Source organism: Exiguobacterium sp. NPDC077395 (genome assembly GCF_050269125.1).
GTDB lineage: Bacteria > Bacillota > Bacilli > Exiguobacteriales > Exiguobacteriaceae > Exiguobacterium > Exiguobacterium aestuarii_A.
Map to the genome: position 1 here is coordinate 1 of NZ_JBNNHU010000006.1, position 20177 is coordinate 20177.

Annotated in this window: 19 protein-coding genes and 2 tRNA genes; all 21 read right to left on the reverse strand. The window is 47.9% G+C overall.

The genetic code is table 11. From position 1 onward, the window contains the following. Positions 1-364 precede the first annotated feature (364 nt). Positions 365-1855 carry a lysine--tRNA ligase gene (gene lysS / locus ACQKD4_RS14305; protein ID WP_214697220.1) on the reverse strand — a complete coding sequence of 497 codons (1491 nt, stop codon included), beginning with the start codon at positions 1853-1855 and terminating at the stop codon, positions 365-367. A gap of 148 nt (positions 1856-2003) precedes the next feature. After that, the gene (gene dusB, locus ACQKD4_RS14310; protein ID WP_427373826.1) at positions 2004-2942 is read right to left on the reverse strand and encodes a tRNA dihydrouridine synthase DusB; all 939 of its coding nucleotides are present in this window, start codon (positions 2940-2942) and stop codon (positions 2004-2006) included. A 70-nt stretch (positions 2943-3012) separates the two neighbouring features. Continuing rightward, on the reverse strand, positions 3013-3510 hold the full coding sequence (gene folK, locus ACQKD4_RS14315; protein WP_427373809.1) for a 2-amino-4-hydroxy-6-hydroxymethyldihydropteridine diphosphokinase: 498 nt from the start codon (positions 3508-3510) through the stop codon (positions 3013-3015). Then, positions 3507-3872 (reverse strand): dihydroneopterin aldolase, encoded by a 366-nt coding sequence (gene folB, locus ACQKD4_RS14320; protein WP_427373810.1) that lies wholly within the window; start codon positions 3870-3872, stop codon positions 3507-3509. Before folB ends, folK begins: the two co-directional genes overlap by 4 nt. Further along, positions 3865-4650 carry a dihydropteroate synthase gene (gene folP, locus ACQKD4_RS14325; protein WP_427373811.1) on the reverse strand — a complete coding sequence of 262 codons (786 nt, stop codon included), beginning with the start codon at positions 4648-4650 and terminating at the stop codon, positions 3865-3867. Before folP ends, folB begins: the two co-directional genes overlap by 8 nt. Positions 4651-4661: 11 nt before the next feature. Beyond that, the gene (locus ACQKD4_RS14330) at positions 4662-5480 is read right to left on the reverse strand and encodes an aminotransferase class IV (protein ID WP_427373812.1); all 819 of its coding nucleotides are present in this window, start codon (positions 5478-5480) and stop codon (positions 4662-4664) included. Continuing rightward, entirely contained in the window at positions 5464-6048 is a 585-nt protein-coding gene (pabA, locus tag ACQKD4_RS14335; RefSeq protein ID WP_214761688.1) for an aminodeoxychorismate/anthranilate synthase component II, read from the reverse strand. The genes ACQKD4_RS14330 and pabA overlap by 17 nt, the downstream gene beginning before the upstream one ends. Continuing rightward, on the reverse strand, positions 6045-7424 hold the full coding sequence (locus ACQKD4_RS14340; protein ID WP_427373813.1) for an anthranilate synthase component I family protein: 1380 nt from the start codon (positions 7422-7424) through the stop codon (positions 6045-6047). The genes pabA and ACQKD4_RS14340 overlap by 4 nt, the downstream gene beginning before the upstream one ends. Before the next feature lie 94 nt (positions 7425-7518). Further along, the gene (cysK, locus tag ACQKD4_RS14345; RefSeq protein ID WP_074036641.1) at positions 7519-8472 is read right to left on the reverse strand and encodes a cysteine synthase A; all 954 of its coding nucleotides are present in this window, start codon (positions 8470-8472) and stop codon (positions 7519-7521) included. A gap of 84 nt (positions 8473-8556) precedes the next feature. Further along, positions 8557-9486, reverse strand: a complete 930-nt coding sequence (hslO, locus tag ACQKD4_RS14350; RefSeq protein WP_305794034.1) for an Hsp33 family molecular chaperone HslO — start codon at positions 9484-9486, stop codon at positions 8557-8559. Positions 9487-9505: 19 nt separating this feature from the next. Further along, positions 9506-10270 (reverse strand): type III pantothenate kinase, encoded by a 765-nt coding sequence (locus ACQKD4_RS14355; RefSeq protein WP_214749858.1) that lies wholly within the window; start codon positions 10268-10270, stop codon positions 9506-9508. 93 nt (positions 10271-10363) lie between these two features. Further along, positions 10364-12388 (reverse strand): ATP-dependent zinc metalloprotease FtsH, encoded by a 2025-nt coding sequence (gene ftsH / locus ACQKD4_RS14360; RefSeq protein ID WP_427373814.1) that lies wholly within the window; start codon positions 12386-12388, stop codon positions 10364-10366. Between the two features lie 105 nt (positions 12389-12493). Beyond that, on the reverse strand, positions 12494-13039 hold the full coding sequence (gene hpt, locus ACQKD4_RS14365; RefSeq protein WP_012727721.1) for a hypoxanthine phosphoribosyltransferase: 546 nt from the start codon (positions 13037-13039) through the stop codon (positions 12494-12496). A 35-nt stretch (positions 13040-13074) separates the two neighbouring features. Further along, a complete protein-coding gene (gene tilS / locus ACQKD4_RS14370; RefSeq protein ID WP_427373815.1) occupies positions 13075-14301 on the reverse strand; it encodes a tRNA lysidine(34) synthetase TilS in 1227 nt (408 codons plus the stop codon). A 68-nt stretch (positions 14302-14369) separates the two neighbouring features. Continuing rightward, positions 14370-14441 (reverse strand) — tRNA-Glu (locus ACQKD4_RS14375). 9 nt (positions 14442-14450) lie between these two features. After that, positions 14451-14527, reverse strand: a tRNA-Met gene (locus ACQKD4_RS14380). 142 nt (positions 14528-14669) lie between these two features. Then, on the reverse strand, positions 14670-17282 hold the full coding sequence (locus ACQKD4_RS14385) for a YhgE/Pip family protein (RefSeq protein WP_427373816.1): 2613 nt from the start codon (positions 17280-17282) through the stop codon (positions 14670-14672). 202 nt (positions 17283-17484) lie between these two features. Beyond that, positions 17485-18000: a S1 domain-containing RNA-binding protein gene (locus ACQKD4_RS14390; RefSeq protein ID WP_214697200.1), complete on the reverse strand. Its 516-nt coding sequence runs from the start codon at positions 17998-18000 to the stop codon at positions 17485-17487. 74 nt (positions 18001-18074) lie between these two features. Continuing rightward, positions 18075-18449: an FtsB family cell division protein gene (locus ACQKD4_RS14395; protein ID WP_074036621.1), complete on the reverse strand. Its 375-nt coding sequence runs from the start codon at positions 18447-18449 to the stop codon at positions 18075-18077. A 42-nt stretch (positions 18450-18491) separates the two neighbouring features. Then, positions 18492-18764, reverse strand: a complete 273-nt coding sequence (locus ACQKD4_RS14400; protein ID WP_214697198.1) for an RNA-binding S4 domain-containing protein — start codon at positions 18762-18764, stop codon at positions 18492-18494. Continuing rightward, positions 18761-20176, reverse strand: a complete 1416-nt coding sequence (mazG, locus tag ACQKD4_RS14405; RefSeq protein WP_427373817.1) for a nucleoside triphosphate pyrophosphohydrolase — start codon at positions 20174-20176, stop codon at positions 18761-18763. The genes ACQKD4_RS14400 and mazG overlap by 4 nt, the downstream gene beginning before the upstream one ends. Between the last annotated feature and the right edge of the window lies 1 nt (position 20177).

Here is a 20177-nt window from a genome sequence, read left to right on the forward strand (position 1 = left end):
ATTTGATATAGCTCTTAGATTGACGAAGCTTGCGCTTCATTCAAAAATTGTAAAACTTATTTTTGCCTCATCGTTCAGTTTTCAAAGTTCGTCTGTCGCTCTTGGCGACTCTTAAAATAATACAAGTCATCGACACAGTTGTCAACCACTTTTTTATTTCTTTCCGCTGCCATCAGCGGCAACGTTTATTACTTTACCGCACACCTTTAATTAACGCAAGGGTTTTTTATAAAGTTTTTTCAAAAAAGTTTTTTCGTTAGAGTTTCCCCTTTATTCAACGGCTTGTTTCCAAGCGCTCATACGGAAAAATAAAAAAAGAGAAGCTGGATTGCACCTACGTACAAACCGGCTTCTCTACTATTATTTACTGTTGATGACGCATTGTAGGGAAAAGAAGAACGTCGCGGATTGATGGTGCGTTCGTCAATAACATGACAAGACGGTCAATCCCGATTCCAAGTCCACCTGTTGGTGGCATACCGTACTCAAGTGCCTCAAGGAAATCGTTATCGAGTTCGTGCGCCTCGTCGTTACCTGCTTCTTTCTCAAGCAATTGTGCTTCGAAACGCTCACGTTGATCGATTGGATCGTTCAACTCCGTGAAGGCATTCGCGTGTTCACGACGAACAATAAACAATTCAAAACGATCTGTGAAGCGTGGATCCGTTTCGTTTTTCTTCGCTAACGGCGACACTTCAACTGGGTGTCCTGTCACGAATGTTGGTTGAAGCAATGTCTCTTCGACCTTTTGCTCAAAGAACTCATTTACGATATGACCGAACGTCATATGGTCCTGAACTTCCACACCATGCTCTTTCGCAAGGGCACGTGCTTCTTCGTCGGACATTTGTTGCCAGAAGTCTACACCTGTCTCTTCTTTAACAAGATCGACCATGTGTGCACGTTTCCAACCGATGCCAAGGTGAATTGTATCTTCACCATATTGTACATCTGTTGTACCGAGTACTTCTTTCGCTACGTGCGCAACCAATTCTTCCGTCAAATCCATGATGTCGTTGTAATCCGCATATGCCTCATACAATTCGATCATTGTGAATTCAGGGTTGTGGCGTGTCGAGATTCCTTCGTTACGGAACACACGTCCAATTTCATAAACACGCTCGAGTCCACCAACGATCAAGCGTTTCAAGTGAAGTTCGATGGCAATACGCATATAAAGTTCCATATCCAACGCATTATGATGCGTTAAGAACGGACGCGCCGCTGCTCCACCCGCAATCGTGTGTAACATCGGTGTTTCCACTTCTAAATATCCTTTTTGATTTAAGAAGTTGCGAATCTCAGAAATGATGCGGCTACGCAAAATGAATGTCTGGCGTGAATCTTGGTTTGTGATCAAATCAAGATAACGTTGGCGATAGCGCTGTTCCACATCTTTCAATCCATGATATTTGTCCGGAAGCGGGCGAAGCGCCTTCGTCAAGAGCTCAAACTCTTCCACATGAATCGAGAGTTCACCTACATTTGTTTTAAAGAGCTTTCCTTTGACACCAACGATATCACCGAGGTCTGATGATTTGAATAAGTCAAACGGCTCATCCCCGACATCGTTTTTACGAACGTAAATTTGAATCTGACCTGTCACATCTTGAATGTGGGCAAAAAATACTTTCCCTTTCCCGCGTTTCGTCATGATGCGACCCGCTAGCGTGACTTCTACGTCCTGCTCTGCTAAAGCCTCTTTTTCAATTGATTCATACTGCTCATGTAATTCACCTGCGTGCGCAGAACGATCAAAGCGTTGACCGAACGGGTCGAGACCGCGCTCGCGCATATCGGTCATCTTCTCAAAACGAACCTGCATTTGATCATTCATTTCTAACTCGTGGCTCACTATTCCATTCACTCCTCTATCCATATTGGGTTTATCCCTAACAAAAAACTGTCGACCCGATGGCCAACAGCACAGCCGAAGCCGTTCATTCGTTGTGGTGCACTTTTTCGCCAAACAAGCTTACCATAAATTAGTTCTTTTCTCTAGTTCACACTTCTGACAGTTGTCGCTCGAGTTGATCAACAAATCCATACAGGACCGCTGCGAAAGCCTCACGCGATTCCGTCTCATTGATTTGTTTGCGAATCGGACCACTGCCCTTTAATCCTTTTAAATACCAAGCCGCATGTTGACGCATTTCACGAACGGCCGTCAGCTCACCTTTAATTGCACTCAATCGGTCGAGGTGCAACATGCAAATATCAATTTTTTCACGAGCTGCTGGTTCCGGCGGAAGTTCTCCACTTTCGAGGTACTGAACCGTCTGATAGAGCATCCACGGGTTTCCAAGTGCAGCGCGCCCAATCATGACGGCATCCACGCCATATTGGTCAATGACACGCTTAGCGTCTTGTGGTGTGGCAATGTCCCCGTTCCCGATAATCGGTACGGTCGCGACTTTCTTCGCTTCACCGATCCAATCCCAGTTCGCAGTTCCTTCATATTGTTGGGCTCGCGTACGTCCATGAATGGCAATGGCTGCCGCTCCACCTGTCTGAGCCGCTTTGACATTGTCCAAAATAAAGATGTGATCATCGTCCCAACCAAGGCGCATTTTCACCGTGACCGGTTTTTCGACCACATTCGTGACGGCATTGACCATCTCATACACTTTATCCGGATCAAGTAACCACTTTGCACCTGCGTCACATTTCGTTACTTTCGGCACAGGACAACCCATGTTGATATCAATGATGTCGGCATTCGTATTTTGATCGACGTACTGCGCCGCTTTGACGAGTGTATCTTTAGAACCACCAAAAATCTGCAAGCTGAGCGGTTTTTCTCGTTCATCGACATATAGCATGCGCATCGTCCGCGCGTTCTCCAGCAAAATCCCTTTATCACTGACCATTTCAGCACAGACGAGTCCCGCCCCGAATTCTTTTGCGATCAATCGGAATGCCGGGTTGGTCACGCCAGCCATCGGTGCAAGGACTGCACGGTTTTTAATATCTATATTTCCAATCTTAAAGCCTGTCAAGACAACACATCCTTCATTTCACCAAATTCGTTAGCAACTGTAACCGAACGACATCTTGGCGGTCTGCCATCGGTAAATCTGCTAGCCATGATGCGACCGTTCGTCCGCGGACGATGAGTTCTGGCGCAATCTCAGCTAACGGAGCGAGCACAAACGCACGTTCCTGCATCCGCGGATGTGGTACCGTCAAGTGTTCTGATTGTATATCTTCCCCATTATAATAGAGGATGTCAAGGTCGATGGTGCGCGGACCGTTCTTAAAGAGACGCTCTCGACCTAACTGCCGTTCAATTTGTTGAAGGGTGTCTAACAAGTCCGTTACAGATTGATGAGTCTCCACTTCGACCACCATATTATAAAATGATGGTTGATCGGTATAACCGACAGGGGCGGTCTCATAAACCGATGATTGTTTCGTGACCGTAACACCCATTTTTCCCATTTCATCAATCGCGTCAGACAATTGTGCGGCCCGCTCCCCGATGTTTGCTCCTAATGCGATAAAAATCATGACGTGCGTCTCCTTGTCATCTCAATCGCCACCGAGTCGTAATGTCCTGGGATTGGTGGGTCCGGCTTGATTACTTTTACTGTCACGCTTTGAATCAAATCATGATGTGCCAAAATGGCCGTCGTGATTCGTTCTCCGAGTGTTTCGAGTAAATTGACCGGTTCTCCTGTCACAATGTCTTCTGTGACTTGATATAACCCCGCGTAGCTGACTCCATCCTGTAAATCATCTGACTTCCCAGCAGGTGCAAGGTCTAACTCACATATTAAATCCACGTGAAACCGTTGACCGAGACGGTTCTCCTCTTCAAACACACCATGATATCCATAAAAGCGCATGCCGTTCACAAAAATCTTATCCATGTCCATTCCCCCTCATCATCGCATCCATCATCTTCGCTGCACGCATATTCTCTTTCACGTCATGGACGCGTACCCAATCGCACCCTTTCATGATGCCTAAACACGTCGTCGCAATCGTCCCTTCTACGCGTTCTTCGGTTGGTAAATCGAGCGTTTGGCCGATAAACGATTTACGGGACGTACCTAGTAACACCGGATAGCCAAGACGCGCGATCACATCGAGGTGATTCATGAGCTCTAGATTTTGCGCCACGTCTTTTGCGAACCCGATTCCTGGGTCTAGCCAAATATGCTCATCTCTCACACCTGCTGCATGAGCAATCTCAATCGACTCCTGCAAATCACTCACCACATCTTCAATAAAATGATGGTAGTCTCGATTTTCTCGGTTATGCATCAAAATGATGGGGACGCCATATTCAAAGGCGACACGCGCCATAGACCGATCTCCCCATTTCGAGCCCCACACGTCATTGATGATTGTCGCACCCGCTTCTAATGCCGCCCTCGCAACAGCAGGTTTATACGTGTCAATCGAGATTGGCACATCAATTTCTTTTACCAATCGTTCGATGATTGGGACGACACGTTCAATTTCTTCTTCTGCAGAAACAAGCGCTGCACCGGGTCGCGTCGATTCACCACCGACATCAATCGCATCCGCACCTTCTCGTACGAGTTGCTTTGCGTGACGTACGGCTTCTTCGACCGCTGTATATCGTCCTCCGTCTGAAAATGAGTCCGGGGTCACGTTTAAAATACCCATGATTTTCGTCATGTTTCAGCCTCCTATCCAAGTGAACGAACGAGCTCCGCCCACACTTCGTTAAATCGTTCTCCGTCTTTACCTGGGTATTGCAGATTTCCATAATGCGTCACCGGAGCGACTTGCTGAATCGAGTTCGTCATCCAAATCTCTTTCGCTGCGGTTAATTCATCGAATGTCACCGATTGCTCCACCACGTGAAAGCAATCGATCACCCATTGTCGCGTCACGCCCGCGAGTGCTCCACTCGAAAGGGGTGTCGTATACAACACATCATCAGATCCGACCCAAAAGATGTTCGACACGAGCCCTTCCACCACGTAGCCCTGTTCGTCCGCAAATAATCCTTCAGCATCCTGGTCTTGCAAGGTGCGTTTTCCGAGGATATTGTTCATGTAATGATGCGATTTTAATCGAAAAGCCGCTTCAGGACGACTTCTTGGAAAAGGGATCGGTTCGACTCGCTTCTCCTGTGGCACAACTTCTGAGGAGAGCGGTTTGGCAATCAACGTGACGTTCGGTTTTTCATATCGTCCGGCATACAGACCGAGCGGCGCGACTCCTGCCGATACGTTCAATCGGATATACAAGTCAGGAGCTTCATTTTGAAGACACAATTGCTGAATCGCTGTCTCGATTTCTTCCTTTGTGTACGGAAAATCAATCCACAGTTCATCTACACTCTTCATCAATCGTTCCCAATGCGCATCGAACAAGAACGGAATGAAACCATATGTTCGAAACGTCTCGAATAGACCCATCCCATATAAGAATCCATGGTCCTCGACAGGAATCCATGCATCCTCTCGCTCAACAAGGTCCCCGTTATGCCAATACCACATGGCGGTACTCCTCGATAAAGTTTCGAATCATCTCTTTTCCATGCTCGGTCAAAATTGCTTCAGGGTGATACTGAACGCCTTCAATCGGGAGCGTCCGATGCCGGAGTGCCATGATTTCTTTCGTTTCTGTTTCTGCTGTGACCATCAAACATTCCGGTAAGGTAGAACGTTCCACAGATAACGAGTGATAACGGGTCACGACCGTCTGCTGAGGAATATCTTTGAAAATCGACTTACCGTCATGTTGAATCTTCGACGTTTTCCCATGCATCAGCCGTTCCGCATGAACGACGTCTCCTCCGAACGCTTGTGCAATCGCTTGATGACCGAGACACACACCTAAAATCGGAATGCGACCTGCGAACGTTTGAATCGCCTCGACGCTAATCCCGGCTTCATTCGGTGTACAAGGTCCAGGGGAAATGACCAGGTAGCTCGGAGCAAGTTTCTCAATGTCTTGGATCGTCACTTCATCGTTTCGATAAACGACCAGTTCTTCACCAAGTTCTCCAAAATACTGCACTAAGTTGTATGTGAATGAGTCATAGTTATCGATTAGTACAATCATGTCGTCTCCTCCGTCATTTGCTTCGCCGCCCATAGCGCCTTCGCTTTGGACAGAGATTCTTCATATTCTGAGACCGGATCCGAATCGATGACGATGCCCGCTCCCGCTTGAACGTATGCAATCCCATCTTTCACGACCATCGTTCGAATGGTGATGTTGAAGACGAGATCATCGTCCCAACTTAACCATCCATATGACCCGGTGTATAATCCCCGGCGAACTGGTTCAAGTTCCTCGATAATTTCCATCGTTCGAATTTTCGGTGCACCGGTAATCGTACCACCAGGGAACATCGCGGCTAGCGCCTCCGCTCCTGATACTTCATCACGAATCGTACCCCGTACGTTGGAGACGATATGCTGAACATGTGAATACTTTTCAATCACCATCAACTCGTCCACATGAACACTACCGTATGCCGCGACTTTCCCGAGATCGTTCCGTTCCAAGTCGACGAGCATGACGTGTTCCGCTCGCTCCTTCTCGTTTTCAAGTAGCGTGTTCGCCAATTCCAAGTCCTCAACATCGTCTTTTCCACGTGGACGCGTACCCGCGATCGGTCGCGTTGAAATGTCAGATTCATGTTTCTCAAGCAATAGTTCCGGTGAAGCGGAGACCATTGTCAGTGCGTCATCCACAAAGTATCCCATGTACGGAGATGGATTCATTTGACGAAGCGTATCGTAAACACGACGTGGGTCGGCGCGTAACGGTTCGGATTGACGAACGCTCAAATTCACTTGGAACACGTCACCTTCCACGATATAAGACTGAATTCGTTTGACCGCCTCCACAAATTCGTCTTGAGACATGGAGCGCGAACGCTCGACAGGCAATTGTTCAGTCGGTTTGAATGCGTAGTGTGATTCGACGTTCCACATGGCCGCCAAGCGATCCGCTTTACGTTCGGCATTGCCTTCTGCTGTGACCATCAAATAGAGAGTCGAACTCTTTTCGTCGAACACAGCCACTTCATCAAACAACAGAAACGAGACGTCCGGCGTCGCTAAATCATCTTCTGCCTGGCTAGGGAGTCGCTCAATCGTTCGAGAAACGTCATAGCTGACATAACCAATCATGCCACCGAAGAAGGGAGGTGCCCCTTCCGGACGCTCAGCTTCAAATCGTTTCCGCACTTCACTAACCATCTCGAGTGGTTTCCCATACATCGTTTCAGTCGTTTCCCCTATTTGTAAGAGACCGACACCGTCTTTTACATGGAAGCGACCGAACGGTTCGATCCCCGCAATCGTATACCGTCCTGCCCTTCCACTTTCTAGCCATGCGTGGTACGGCTGGTCTGCTGTCAACGTCATGTATGCCTCATACATCTTTTCTTTCGTCATCCGCTTCGTTCTGAACGCTGTCGATCTCACTTGTCATTCCTCCGTCTATTCATTCATGCCTTTTATTGTACACAAGAAAAGGCAGCAACCGAAAGAGAATGTCTCTCGATTACTGCCTGAAATGTTATACGCGACTCTCGTTTGATTCTTCATCAAATTGATAAAGCGGTGTGCTCAAGTAACGTTCTCCGTTTGACGGGATAATCGCCAATACGTTTTTCCCTTTACCGAGGCGTTTCGCCGTATCAAGTGCCGCTGCAATGGCAGCCCCTGAAGAAATTCCACCGAGGACACCGTTCGTGCGTGCCGCTTGGCGCGCGTATTCAAACGCCTGGTCTGTCGTGATTTGAAGGACACCCTCATAAATCTCAGTATCCAGAATGGATGGGACAAAGCCGGCACCAATTCCTTGAATCTTATGAGGTCCTGGCTTCCCACCCGACAAGACTGGGGAATCAACCGGTTCAACCGCCAAAATTTTCACGTCTGGATATTTCGCTTTCACGACTTTTCCTGCACCGGTAATCGTACCACCTGTACCGACTCCCGCGATGAGAGCATCTACCGAAAGTCCTGACTCTTCGAACGCCTCGACAATTTCAGGTCCCGTCGTCATCTCATGCACGTTCGGGTTCGCTGCGTTGTTGAATTGTTGCGGAAGGAAGTAGCCGTTTTTCTCAGCTTCTTCAGTAGCACGACGAATCGCTCCACCCATTCCTTCTGGCCCTGGCGTCAAGATGAGCTCGGCCCCGTATCCACGAAGAAGGTTACGACGCTCCATACTCATCGTTTCAGGCATGACAAGAATGGCTTTATATCCTTTCGCGGCACTGACCATCGCTAAACCGATTCCTGTGTTCCCGCTCGTCGGCTCGATGATGGTATCACCCGGCTTCAAGATTCCGTCTTTTTCTGCCGCTTCGATCATGGCGAGAGCAATCCGGTCTTTGACACTTGACCCTGGGTTCATATATTCAAGCTTCAGATACACATCGGCATCTTCTGGTCCAGTCATTCCGTTCAATTTCACAATCGGAGTCTTTCCAATCAAGTCTGTCACTGAGTTTACGATTCGCATTCCATTTCCTCCTTCATAATTCCGACTATTCCGATATTGTTATCATACCCTATCGAATTGAAAATATGCAATTTGGAACGTTGCTTACGATTGTGCCTGTTCTTTCATCGTTTCTAACTGTTCAGCCGAGAAATGATACTTTTCACCACAGAAGTGACAAACCGCTTCGGCTCCGCCGTCTTCCTCGATCATTTGGCGAATCTCTTCTTTTCCAAGACCGATAATGGCACTTTCCATTCGTTCACGACTGCATGTGCAATTGAACTGGATCGGGTTCGTATCGAGGACATCCAGGCTATCGCCGAGAAGTAATTGCAGCATTTCTTCCGGTGTTTTTTCTTCACCGATTAAAACAGATACCGGCGGGAACGTCTGAAGTGCTTTTTCAAGCGCTTGTACCGTCTCTTCGGAAGCGTTCGGCAGCAACTGAACGATGACACCACCCGCAGCAAGAATCGATTCATCTTCTGGTAAGACGAGAACACCTGCTCCGACGACTGATGGTACTTGTTCAGATGTTGCGAAGTAGTAGGTGAAGTCTTCACTGATTTCACCTGTTTGAATCTCTGAAGAACCACCGACATAATCTTTCAAGCCTAAGTCTTTAATGACCGAGACCGTTCCTTTCCCGACCGCTTCGCCGACTTTCAACTTCGTCAATCCTTGGTCGTTGACGAACGTCCCACCATCGACACGAGGGTAAGATACGTATCCACGGACATCTCCTGCTGTATCTGCGTCTACGATGATTTTCCCGATTGGACCATCACCTTCCACTTTAAGTGTGACGCGTGCCGCACCTTTTTGCATGGCTCCGATCATCGAACCGATTGTCATCGTCCGTCCGAGGGCCGCTGAGGCAACCGGTGTCGTCTGATGACGAAGTTGTGTTTCGTATACTGTTTTTGTCGTACGGGCTGCAAATGCACGCACCTCTCCATTAAAGCCGAGGGCCCGAACGAGATAATCGTCTTTCATTTGATCGAGTAATACTTGTTGTTCTGAATGAATCATATGAGTTAACTCCTTTAGTTTACTTTTGATTGCGCTCGTAAATGAGGCGGAGGCCTTCGAGTGTCAGGAACGAATCCACATGGTCAATCGTTTCTGCATGTTCACTGATCAATCGTGCCAATCCTCCAGTCGCAATGACGGTCGCTTCACCAACTTCACGCTTCATCCGATTCACGATGCCATCCACTTGGGCGACATAGCCATAATACGTCCCAGATTGCATCGCTTGAATCGTATTTTTCCCGATAACCGTTGGTGGGGTTGCCAGTTCAATCCGTGGTAATTTCGCAGCACGTTGATAAAGTGCTTCCACTGAAATCATGATACCTGGTGAGATGATGCCGCCATGGTAGCGACGTTTCTCATCGATGTAACAATACGTGGTTGCCGTTCCAAAATCAACAATTATGAGCGGACCGTCATACTTGGCGATTCCTGCCACCGCGTTGACAATTCGGTCGGCCCCGACTTCGCGGGGATTCTCGACGTGAATGTCTAATCCTGTCTTCACACCTGGGCCCACAACGATTGGACGTACATTGAAGTATCGTTGTGACATTTGTTCAAGTGGGAAAATAACAGGAGGTACGACAGAGGACAAAATGACACCGTCGACTTGATCGAACGAGACGTTCGAATGGTCAAAGAGCGATTTCACTAGCATGCCATACTCATCCGTCGTTTTCGTCCGGTCCGTTGAAATTCGCCAATGGTGTACGAGATTGTCTCCATCGTACATCCCTAGAACAATATTTGTATTTCCAACATCAATCACTAAAATCATGATATAGTTCCTCACTTTGTTGTCAATTGCAGTTCGCTCGAATTATAACACGAAAAAAGACGAATGCCTCGTCAAGGGCATTCGTCTCATTCATTAACGTGATTCGTTGTTCGGACGTTCCGTAGGAGTCGCCTCTGGCTTATCGCCTTCAGGTACGACATCCGGTTGGCTGTCTTGAACAACTTCAGGTTGATCGACGATTTGTCCGTGTTGCACGGCCGCCTCATCTTTCTTCGCTGCGTCGTCCGAGTCCGTCGATGCATCCACGTCTTCTTCCGGCTCATGCGGGAGATATTCGCGTGTCTTGATCAAGTGACGAATCTGTTTCGAGTCGAGCGTTTCCACATCAAGCAATGTCTTCGCAACGAGTTCGAGGTCTTCGCGACGTTCTGTCAAAATCTGCTTCGCTTTCGCGTAACAGCGGTTGATGATTTCGCGAATCTCTAAATCGATCTCTTGAGCGATCGCATCCGAGTAGTTCTGCTCTGTCTGGAAGTCACGGCCAAGGAAGACTTGTCCGCCATGGTTTGAACCGAGCTGGAGCGGTCCAAGCTTATCGCTCATCCCGTAATCCATGACCATCTTCCGCGCAATCCCTGTCGCACGTTGGAAGTCGTTGCTCGCTCCTGTTGACACTTCACCAAAGATGACATCTTCGGCGACGCGTCCACCAAGAAGTCCAACAATTTTATCTTCGAGTTCAGGTTTTGTCATGAAGTAACGATCTTCTTTTGGAAGCATGACGACGTATCCTCCAGCGTTACCGCGTGGGACAATCGTCACTTTGTGTACTTCATCCGCATTCTCAAGCTCGAGACCGATGATTGTGTGACCCGCTTCGTGATAAGCGACAATGTTACGTTCTTTTTCAGAAATGATTCGGCTCTTCTTCGAAGGTCCTGCAATGACACGGTCAATTGCTTCTTCGACATCGACAACCGATACTGCCGTACGGTTTGAACGTGCTGCAACGAGTGCTGCTTCGTTCAAGAGGTTTTCCAAGTCAGCCCCAGAGAAACCAGGTGTACGTTGTGCGATTGACTTCAAGTCTACAGTTGAGTCAAGTGGCTTGTTGCGTGCATGGACTTTCAACACTTCTTCGCGCCCTTTTACATCTGGACGATCGACCGTGATTTGACGGTCAAAACGACCTGGACGAAGTAGGGCAGGGTCGAGAATATCCGGACGGTTTGTCGCCGCAACCATGATAATCCCTTCATTGTCACTGAATCCATCCATTTCAACGAGCAATTGGTTCAATGTTTGTTCACGCTCATCGTGACCACCGCCGAGACCGGCACCACGTTGGCGTCCGACCGCATCGATTTCATCGATGAAGATGATACATGGAGCATTCTTTTTCGCGTTTTCGAACAAGTCACGGACACGTGACGCACCGACCCCGACGAACATCTCAACGAAGTCAGAACCTGAGATCGAGAAGAATGGTACTCCGGCTTCTCCGGCTACTGCACGGGCCAAAAGTGTTTTACCTGTCCCTGGAGGACCAACGAGTAAGACCCCTTTCGGAATACGCGCACCGAGTTTCGAGAACTTACGAGGGTCTTTCAAGAATTCAACAACTTCGATGAGTTCTTGTTTCTCTTCGTCTGCTCCGGCCACGTCTTTGAATGTGACGCGACGTTTTTCTTGGTCGTATAGTTTCGCCTTCGATTTCCCGAAGTTCATCACACGACCACCACCGCCACCACCTTGCGCCTGGTTCAACAAGAAGAAGAACAAGATGAAGATGATAATGAACGGTAAAATCGCGAAGACGATGCTGAACCAGCTACTGTTCGATTCAGCCTCCTCGATTTGAATATCCGTATTCGCTCGAAGCTGCGTTAATACATCCGCATATTCAGCTTCGTTCGCTGGAATGTTTGTTTCGTAACGCTGGTCGTCATCTCCTGTAAGGTCGCCTGTAATCGAGATAGCCCCCGGGATTTCTTGTACGGTTGCCGTCTCAATCCGATCATCTTCCACATATTCTAGGAATTTCGAATACGAGAGCGTTTCACTCTGACTATTCGGATTCTGCAAATATTGAAGGAACAAGATCAAGGCTAGGAAAATCACACCAAAAACCAATGTGTTTTTCACTGCACGATTCATTCTCTGCCTCCTATTCCGAGAAACGATGTTCTCGCCCATTCAGTATATGCCTATACTTTGGGGATTTCTTTTATCTTACCACGTCACATTTTCAAAAGAAAAACGTTAGCCCCCGTAAACGCTCGGTTTGAGCACACCGACGTAAGGAAGGTTACGATATTTCTCTTCATAATCGAGACCGTAACCGACAACGAATTCGTGCGGAATCACGAAACCGCTATAGTCTGCTGATAAACCATTTTTGCGTCCTGTCGGTTTGTCGAGAAGCGTGACAATCTTCACAGACTTCGCTTTACGGTATTTAAGAAGATCGACGAGATAGCCAAGCGTCAATCCACTATCAATAATATCTTCTACAATCAAGATGTCGCGTCCTTCTACAGATGTATTTAAATCTTTCTCGATTTTTACTTCACCTGTTGAAGAAGTACCTCCGTGATACGTCGACACGTCCATGAAATCCATTTCTAAATGGATATCCATTTCTTTGACGAGGTCAGACATAAATGGCATCGCGCCTTTCAATACACACACGAGAAGCGGAAACTCTTCTTTATAGTCTTCGCTAAGCGTTCCAGCGAGCTCTTTCACCTTTTCTTGAATCTCTTCACGTGAGATTAAAATTTTCTCCATATCGTTCATTAATGACATCTTGAAATCCTCCTCTTTCTGTTTCGACACAATCATCATTTTACCATTAATCGTAGGCAAATCGCATCCGACTTGTCTAGAAATTCTGAAACTCGTACCCCGACAATCGCGAGAATTCGTCCTGAGGCATCTTCAAGCAGGGGTAGCGTTGGGCGAACCGTCCGCTCAATCTTTTCATCGATCAGGATACGGGACACTTTCTTTGTCCCCACGGCCAATCGCATTCGGTCACCTGGTGCACTTGTTCGAATCGTAAGCGGATAAGTGATCTCATGTAACGGAATGCCCTCTCTCCCCTCCTCGACGGATAAAGAGATGGTTCGGTCTCCGAATTCAACAACGGTCGGCAACGAATCAATTTGAATGGGATGAAGTGAACCTGACGCAGAACGCTGTACAAGATTCAGTACCCTATTCTGCTTCGTCATGAACCACTCGCCTGTCAGATGATAGGATCCTGTATCTTTTTGACTCTGGAGTAGCTTCTCCATCGCCTCGTTCACATTCACCTCGTAACGAGAGGACAGCAATCGACCGACCGTATACCGTTCAAGGAATGATAAGCGCTCGAAATCCTCGAGTTTCACATGAAACGCTTTCATTTCAAGTTTGACATATGCCTCCACCCATCGTTCGCACGATTGATACCTGCTATCCCAATCGGAACGGGCCACCTTTGCCGCTTCGCTGACTTCTCCCACAATCGAGGGCCGCATCTGTTTCAGTCGTGGCACGATCTCATGGCGAATTTGATTCCTTAAGTAAGTACGTTCTTGGTTCGTTGCGTCTTCGCGCCACTCTAATTCATTCTGTCGTGCATACTCGATCAGTTGAGCTTTCGACTCATGTAACAACGGACGGATGAGCCTCCCGTTACCAAATTGCCGGCTTTCGGGAATCCCTTTTACTTCGACCACGTTTCGATGTAGTTGAATGAGCACTGTTTCTAACTCGTCATCCGCATGGTGCGCTGTGGCCAATGTGTCGTATCCATATGTGTTCATGACGTCTTCAAAAAATTGATAGCGTGCTTCCCGATATCGGGCTTGTGACCCTCCATCTCGAAAACAGAGACGCGTTCCATGAAACGGAATGTGGTAGGTTTCTGCGATGCGAGCGACGAACCTATACTCTTCGTCTGAAGCTTCTCGTACGCCATGATGGACATGCACCACCGCAACATCCCAGCCCTTTTTGACGAGACGATCCAACAAGACAATGGAATCCACCCCACCAGACACTGCGACGAGCACTTTTTTCATGAATTCCCTCCTTGATATAACAAAAGAAGCCATCTCGATTGAGATGGCTTCTTTTCGCTTAGGCTAAGTGACCCGTACGGGATTCGAACCCGTGTTACCGCCGTGAAAGGGCGGTGTCTTAACCGCTTGACCAACGGGCCTAAATAAAATGGTAGCGGCGGAGGGAGTCGAACCCACGACCTCACGGGTATGAACCGTACGCTCTAGCCAGCTGAGCTACACCGCCATGTTATTGTTGTGTCCTAAGCACATTTTCTATAATAACCAGTCACCATTCGAGTGTCAATTCTTTTTTGAAATTTTTTTAATAAAAAAATCGTGCATAGTGTCATCTTCATCACTATACACGATTTCATTACATTTTTACATCATGCTTCTGATACAACTTGACGATATTTTTTCTTCCATGCGATTCGGAAGTACGCCCACAGTAATGCAAAACATCCAGCAGCCACAAATGCTAAATACGTTGTCGCCGTCTGCAAATACTGCGCACCGTCAGCTGACAAGATTTCTTTATATCCGGCAACCGTATACGTCATTGGAAGGAGCGCATTGAACGGTTGCAACGCTCGTGGAATCAACTCGAGCGGGAACGTTCCAGCAGAAGTCGTCAATTGCAAGATCAATAAGACGATTGCTACAAAACGTCCTGGGTTCCCGAGTGTGGTGACGAGTAACTGCACAATAAAGAGGAATGTGATGCTCGTCAACCAACTGAATCCAAAGAACTTCAATGGTTCGCTTACTTCAAGTCCTAACAGCTGCACCATCGCCACGTCTAAAATGAGCGCTTGAAGGAACCCGACAACCATGAGAACACCAGACTTCGACAATACCCATGATAGACTACGTTTCGGACGTCCAGCTGGATCGTACAATGGATAGACGATCGATAAGAGAAGTGCCCCGACAAAGAGTCCGAGTGACATGAAGTATGGAGCGAACCCTGTACCATAGTTCGGTACCTCGTGAATCGAGTTATCAACGAGTGACACTGGTCCTGCCATCATCTCGACATTCTCATCGTTCAATCCGATGTCTGCATCTTTCGCACCTTTGACTAGAGCGTCACGAAGTTCATCGCTACCTGATGCGAGATCTGTCATTCCATCTGCGAGTTCTCCGCTACCATCTGAAAGTTCTCGTCCGCCGTCCGCGAGCTGATTCGCGCCGTCCGTCAACTTGCTTGTTCCTGCCCCGGCAGCCTTCGCGCCATCAGCAAGTTCACGACTACCTTCTTGAAGTTTTTGTCCACCGTCCGCTAATTGAGTAGCACCATTCGCCAACTCACTCGTTCCCGAACTTGCGCTTTTCGCACCATCGGCAAGCTTCACACTACCTTCAGACAACTGTCCAGTCGCGGCTACGAGTTTTTCACTGCCTGCCGTAAGTTCAGTTGTCCCGTCTTGAAGTTGTGTTGCACCTTGATTAAGTTTTGAACTCGCTGACACGAGTTCTTGTGAACGGTCGGCTGCAGTTTGTGTTCCTTGTTCGATTTGACTCGAACCACTTGCTAACGCCTGAGCACCTTCCGCTAACTTCGTTTGACCCGTGTTCAATTCAGAAAGTCCTGACGAAAGTTGTCCTGCACCTGTTTCTGCTTGGGCAAGACCCGCCGCCAATGAGGTCTGTCCCTCTTTCACTTGCGTCGCCCCTGCAGCTAATTGATCAAACCCAGCCGCTGTCGCTTGTTTTCCTTCAGTGAGTTGTGCTGCGATGGCTTGAAGCATTTCAGGTGACGCAGATTGACCGGACTCAGCAAGTGCCGTCAATTGTCCAATCAACTCATCCTGTTTCGCCGTCAATTCGGATTTCATTTGTTCGATTCCATTGACCACTTCAGTTTGACCCGCGATGAGAGCAGCGTTTCCTTCTTTCGCTTTTGTCAATGCACCTGCTAGTTGGTTTGCGCCGTCATTCAATGCGGCCGCCCCTTCTTTTGAGCGCTCGATGCCAGCAGCAAGGTCTTGAACGCCTTGATTCAACGTTTTCGCACCTGTGTGTAGTTCATCCAATTTGGACGCGAACGCCCCTGTTCCTTCGACGAGCTGGCTCGTTCCGTTTTGTAAGGCGGATGCGCCATCATTCACGCGGTGTACCCCGTCTGACAAAGCAGTTGACCCGTCGTACACTTGCTGACTTCCATCCGCGAGTGCCGATGAACCTTCTGCCAACTGAGTCACACCATCGTTTAACTGGCTTGCACCGTTAGCGAGCTCACGCTGTTTCAAGGCGAGTAGTTTCGTCCCGTCCGCGAGTTCAGATGAACCATCGGACAACTGAGCGATTCCGTCATTTAACTCACTTGCACCATCTGCAAGTTCGCGTTGTTTTGTGGCGAGAAGTTTCGTCCCATCCGCTAATTTGACGGCACCATCTTTTGCTGACGTAGAACCGTCGGCAAGTTTTGTCGCGCCATCCGCGGCTTCACCAAGTCCGTCCGCTACGTCATTTAATCCATCTTTCAATGCACTGACGTACTGTTTCGATACCTCGGTCGAAAGCTCTGCTTTCACTTGCTCCATTGCAGAGCCACCGATTTGTGCGGCTAAGAAGTTATACGATTCATTCGCAATGTACTTCAATTCAAGTTGCTCTGGATGTTCATCTAGAGCAGTCGTCGCTTTCTCCGAAAAGTCTTCTGGAATCTCGATTGCCATGTAATAATCATGGTCTTTCAATCCAGATTCTGCTTCTTTCTTTGTCGTCTCGACAAACTCGAAGGCTTCCGAATCTAGTAACTTATCAATCAGATTGTTCCCGATTTCAAGTGACTCCCCTTCAAATGATGCCCCTTTGTCTTCGTTGACGATGGCGACCGGTAAATCTTTCATCTGTCCATACGGATCCCAGAAAGCCCACAAAAACATACCGGCATACATTAATGGTACGAGCGCGACTGCGAGAATCGGAACCAACACACGTGGGTTCTTAAAGATACTCCGCCACTCCGCCGTCCATAGTTTCCATCCATTCATTTTTTCTCTCCACCTTCACTTATAAAACATAACTATTTTTTCATGTTCCCTATTTTGCTCTCTTCCTCGAAAAAAATCAACTATATTTAGTTATTTTTTATAATTTTTTTAAAACAAAAAAAGTCGTGAACAAAAATGTTCACGACTTGTCTTGTTACAAGACCTATATGGTTACGAGTAGAAGCTAATTGGTATCGAAGGATTACCCGCGTTTGGCTCCACGTCCACCGCGTTTCGAATCTGTTTGACGTTTCAACGTCGAAAGACGCTCGTCGCTGTCTTTCAAGAATTTGCTCATCAACGTATCGAATGTTTCTGGTTCACGACGTTGTTCACCACGACGGCCGCCGCCACGTGGGCCGCCGCCACCGCGTGGGCCGCCACCGCGCGGACCACCTTGACCTGGGCCACCTGGGCGTGGGCCACGAGAGAAACGCTCACCGGCTGGACGCTCTGGACGTTCAGGGCGTTCACTTACAGGACGATCGACTGCTTTCTTGATGGATAACCCGATTTTCCCATCATTTTCGACGTTCAACACTTTGACCGTGACTTCTTGACCGACTGTCAACACTTCGTTAATGTCTTTGACGTAAGAGTCCGCCACTTCACTGATGTGTACTAATCCTGTCTTGCCGTTTGGGAGCTCAACGAACGCTCCGAAATGCGTAATCCCTGTAACCTTACCTTGTACCTTGCTTCCTACTTCAATTGACATAAAATAATGTACTCCTTTTTTGATTGATTCTTTTCAATTATACGAGTCGTTTCCCTAGCGGTCAACGAACCAACTTATTCCTCTGGGGAGAAGTAGAAAATAATCTCTCCATCTTTGGAGAAGAGGAGCTCGTTTCGCGCCAAGTTCGCGATATAATCCTCATCCTGCAAACGTTCCACTTGTTCCTTCAACTCATCTTGCTCGGCTTTCTGCTCTTGCAACTCCACTTTCGCTTGTGCGTAAGCTTGTTGTTGGTCCGATACATAGCCTACCTTTGAAAAGTAACTCTGTCCAATTAATACCATGACGAATAAAAATAGGAGTGAGGCTGCCGCCAAACGACGTCGAAGATGAACTCTTCGGCGATGTGTGTCTTTTTCCAGCTGTTCTCTACGCTCATCTAGCGCTCGAATGCGCCGTTGTCGATCCATCGGATTACGTCCGTTCATCGCCTCATCCCCCTCCTCTTAATACATTAAGTATACTTTTTTTTACGAGTCGATACTACCGTCCATCTTCTCTTCTTTAAGTAAACGATACATTTCTTTCGCATCTTCTTTGCGTGCATGTTCCGCAATCGAGTCAATGACGACCGTGACAAGCTTGTTTCCGAATCGAATTTGCAGCTCGTCTCCGACTTTAACATCGGTACTCGCCTTCGCCACTTGGCCATTTAGCTGAATCCGCCCTTGATCTGCCACTTCTTTTGCGAGCGTGCGTCGCTTGATCAAGCGGGATACTTTCAAAAATTTATCTAATCTCATAACCCTTTCTCCTTTGCCTCGTTCCAAAGAGCATCCATCTGTTCGAGCGTCATCTGCTGAAGATCACCATTCGCTTCTATATACTCGAATCGACGTTTGAACTTTCGGTTCGTCTGTTCTAACGCTTGCTCGGCATTTAGCCCAACGTATCGCGCGATGTTGACGATGGAGAATAATACATCGCCAAGTTCTGATTCGTCACTCAACTCTTCACGCCACTCGTGCAGTTCTTCTTCCAATTTTTCAAAAGCGCCCGACACGTCATCCCATTCGAATCCGATTTGGCCGGCTTTCTTTTGAAGTTGTTCAGCACGCATCAATGAAGGTTGGTCGACGAGTACACCATCGAGTTGCGATTGTTTCTTTTCCCCTTTTTCCGCTTGTTTAATCGTATTCCAATTTTTTACCACATCAGAGGCATCTTCGACGGTGACATCTCCGAAGACGTGCGGATGACGGCGGACCATTTTTTCACTGATTGCCCCGATGACATCACGAATATCGAAATACCCTTCGTCTGCACCAATTTGGGCATGTAACATGACTTGAAGCAACACGTCACCGAGTTCTTCGATGATGTCATCGTCATCTTCTGCATTGATGGCTTCAATGAGTTCATACGCTTCTTCTAATAAATACTTCCGAAGCGACTCATGCGTTTGTTTGCGATCCCATGGGCAACCGTCCGGTCCACGAAGTGTGGCGATGATTTGTTTGAGCGTTGCAAAGTCTTTCGCCAAATAAGCTTCATCCGTGAGTGGCGGAACATAGAGCGTCGTCAAGTTGTTCACTTCCGCCATGCGATCCATCTCGAACAATGGAATGTGTTCGATTCGTTCTTGTGTGGTACCGGCAGCTGTTACGAGGGTGACAGGGTGCTCATCCGGATATCGTTCCATCAGCTGCACTTTTACATCCCCCGCTACAAATCCATCGTACACTTGGCCAATCAACACATGTTGCGTCACCTGCAGGCGTTCAAGGTCGAGCGCCGTCGCATCCAACAACTGAAAGCCGTTGATTGGATCGATTTGCAGTGCCTGGAACATCGCATCTAAGAAGCTTTGCCCGCCGAGTACGTGAAGGTCCGCTCCACGTTCCACTAAAAGCTCGACAGTTCGCTCGGCGACGAACGGGTGACCGGGTACAGCATACGTGATAGCCATCTCTTCACTTTTGTTCATCAACGTCTCGACAATTTGATCGTACACCTCTTCAAACGTATCACTCGATTCATAAATTGAATCAAATGACTCGAATGCGAGCCCTTCTGACTCTAACTCACGTACGACAGGGTGTTCTTTCGTCCGTAGCCAAACGAGCGGTTGTTGCTTCAAATGACGGTACACCCCGAGTGGCAATTGATTCAGCTCACCAGACCCAAGACCGACCACCGTGATTGTATAACCCATA

What these genes read in the sequence shown, in the direction of transcription:
- dusB (WP_427373826.1), bottom strand. Translation starts at nt 2,942, where the DNA reads ATGGCTGGCGTGACCAACCCGGCATTCCGATTGATCGCAAAAGAATTC.
- folK (WP_427373809.1), bottom strand. Translation starts at nt 3,510, where the DNA reads ATGATTTTTATCGCATTAGGAGCAAACATCGGGGAGCGGGCCGCACAA.
- folB (WP_427373810.1), bottom strand. Translation starts at nt 3,872, where the DNA reads ATGGATAAGATTTTTGTGAACGGCATGCGCTTTTATGGATATCATGGT.
- folP (WP_427373811.1), bottom strand. Translation starts at nt 4,650, where the DNA reads ATGACGAAAATCATGGGTATTTTAAACGTGACCCCGGACTCATTTTCA.
- ACQKD4_RS14330 (WP_427373812.1), bottom strand. Translation starts at nt 5,480, where the DNA reads ATGTGGTATTGGCATAACGGGGACCTTGTTGAGCGAGAGGATGCATGG.
- pabA (WP_214761688.1), bottom strand. Translation starts at nt 6,048, where the DNA reads ATGATTGTACTAATCGATAACTATGACTCATTCACATACAACTTAGTG.
- cysK (WP_074036641.1), bottom strand. Translation starts at nt 8,472, where the DNA reads ATGCGAATCGTAAACTCAGTGACAGACTTGATTGGAAAGACTCCGATT.
- hslO (WP_305794034.1), bottom strand. Translation starts at nt 9,486, where the DNA reads ATGATTCATTCAGAACAACAAGTATTACTCGATCAAATGAAAGACGAT.
- ACQKD4_RS14355 (WP_214749858.1), bottom strand. Translation starts at nt 10,270, where the DNA reads ATGATTTTAGTGATTGATGTTGGAAATACAAATATTGTTCTAGGGATG.
- ftsH (WP_427373814.1), bottom strand. Translation starts at nt 12,388, where the DNA reads ATGAATCGTGCAGTGAAAAACACATTGGTTTTTGGTGTGATTTTCCTA.
- hpt (WP_012727721.1), bottom strand. Translation starts at nt 13,039, where the DNA reads ATGTCATTAATGAACGATATGGAGAAAATTTTAATCTCACGTGAAGAG.
- tilS (WP_427373815.1), bottom strand. Translation starts at nt 14,301, where the DNA reads ATGAAAAAAGTGCTCGTCGCAGTGTCTGGTGGGGTGGATTCCATTGTC.
- ACQKD4_RS14385 (WP_427373816.1), bottom strand. Translation starts at nt 17,282, where the DNA reads ATGAATGGATGGAAACTATGGACGGCGGAGTGGCGGAGTATCTTTAAG.
- ACQKD4_RS14390 (WP_214697200.1), bottom strand. Translation starts at nt 18,000, where the DNA reads ATGTCAATTGAAGTAGGAAGCAAGGTACAAGGTAAGGTTACAGGGATT.
- ACQKD4_RS14395 (WP_074036621.1), bottom strand. Translation starts at nt 18,449, where the DNA reads ATGAACGGACGTAATCCGATGGATCGACAACGGCGCATTCGAGCGCTA.
- ACQKD4_RS14400 (WP_214697198.1), bottom strand. Translation starts at nt 18,764, where the DNA reads ATGAGATTAGATAAATTTTTGAAAGTATCCCGCTTGATCAAGCGACGC.
- mazG (WP_427373817.1), bottom strand. Translation starts at nt 20,176, where the DNA reads ATGGGTTATACAATCACGGTGGTCGGTCTTGGGTCTGGTGAGCTGAAT.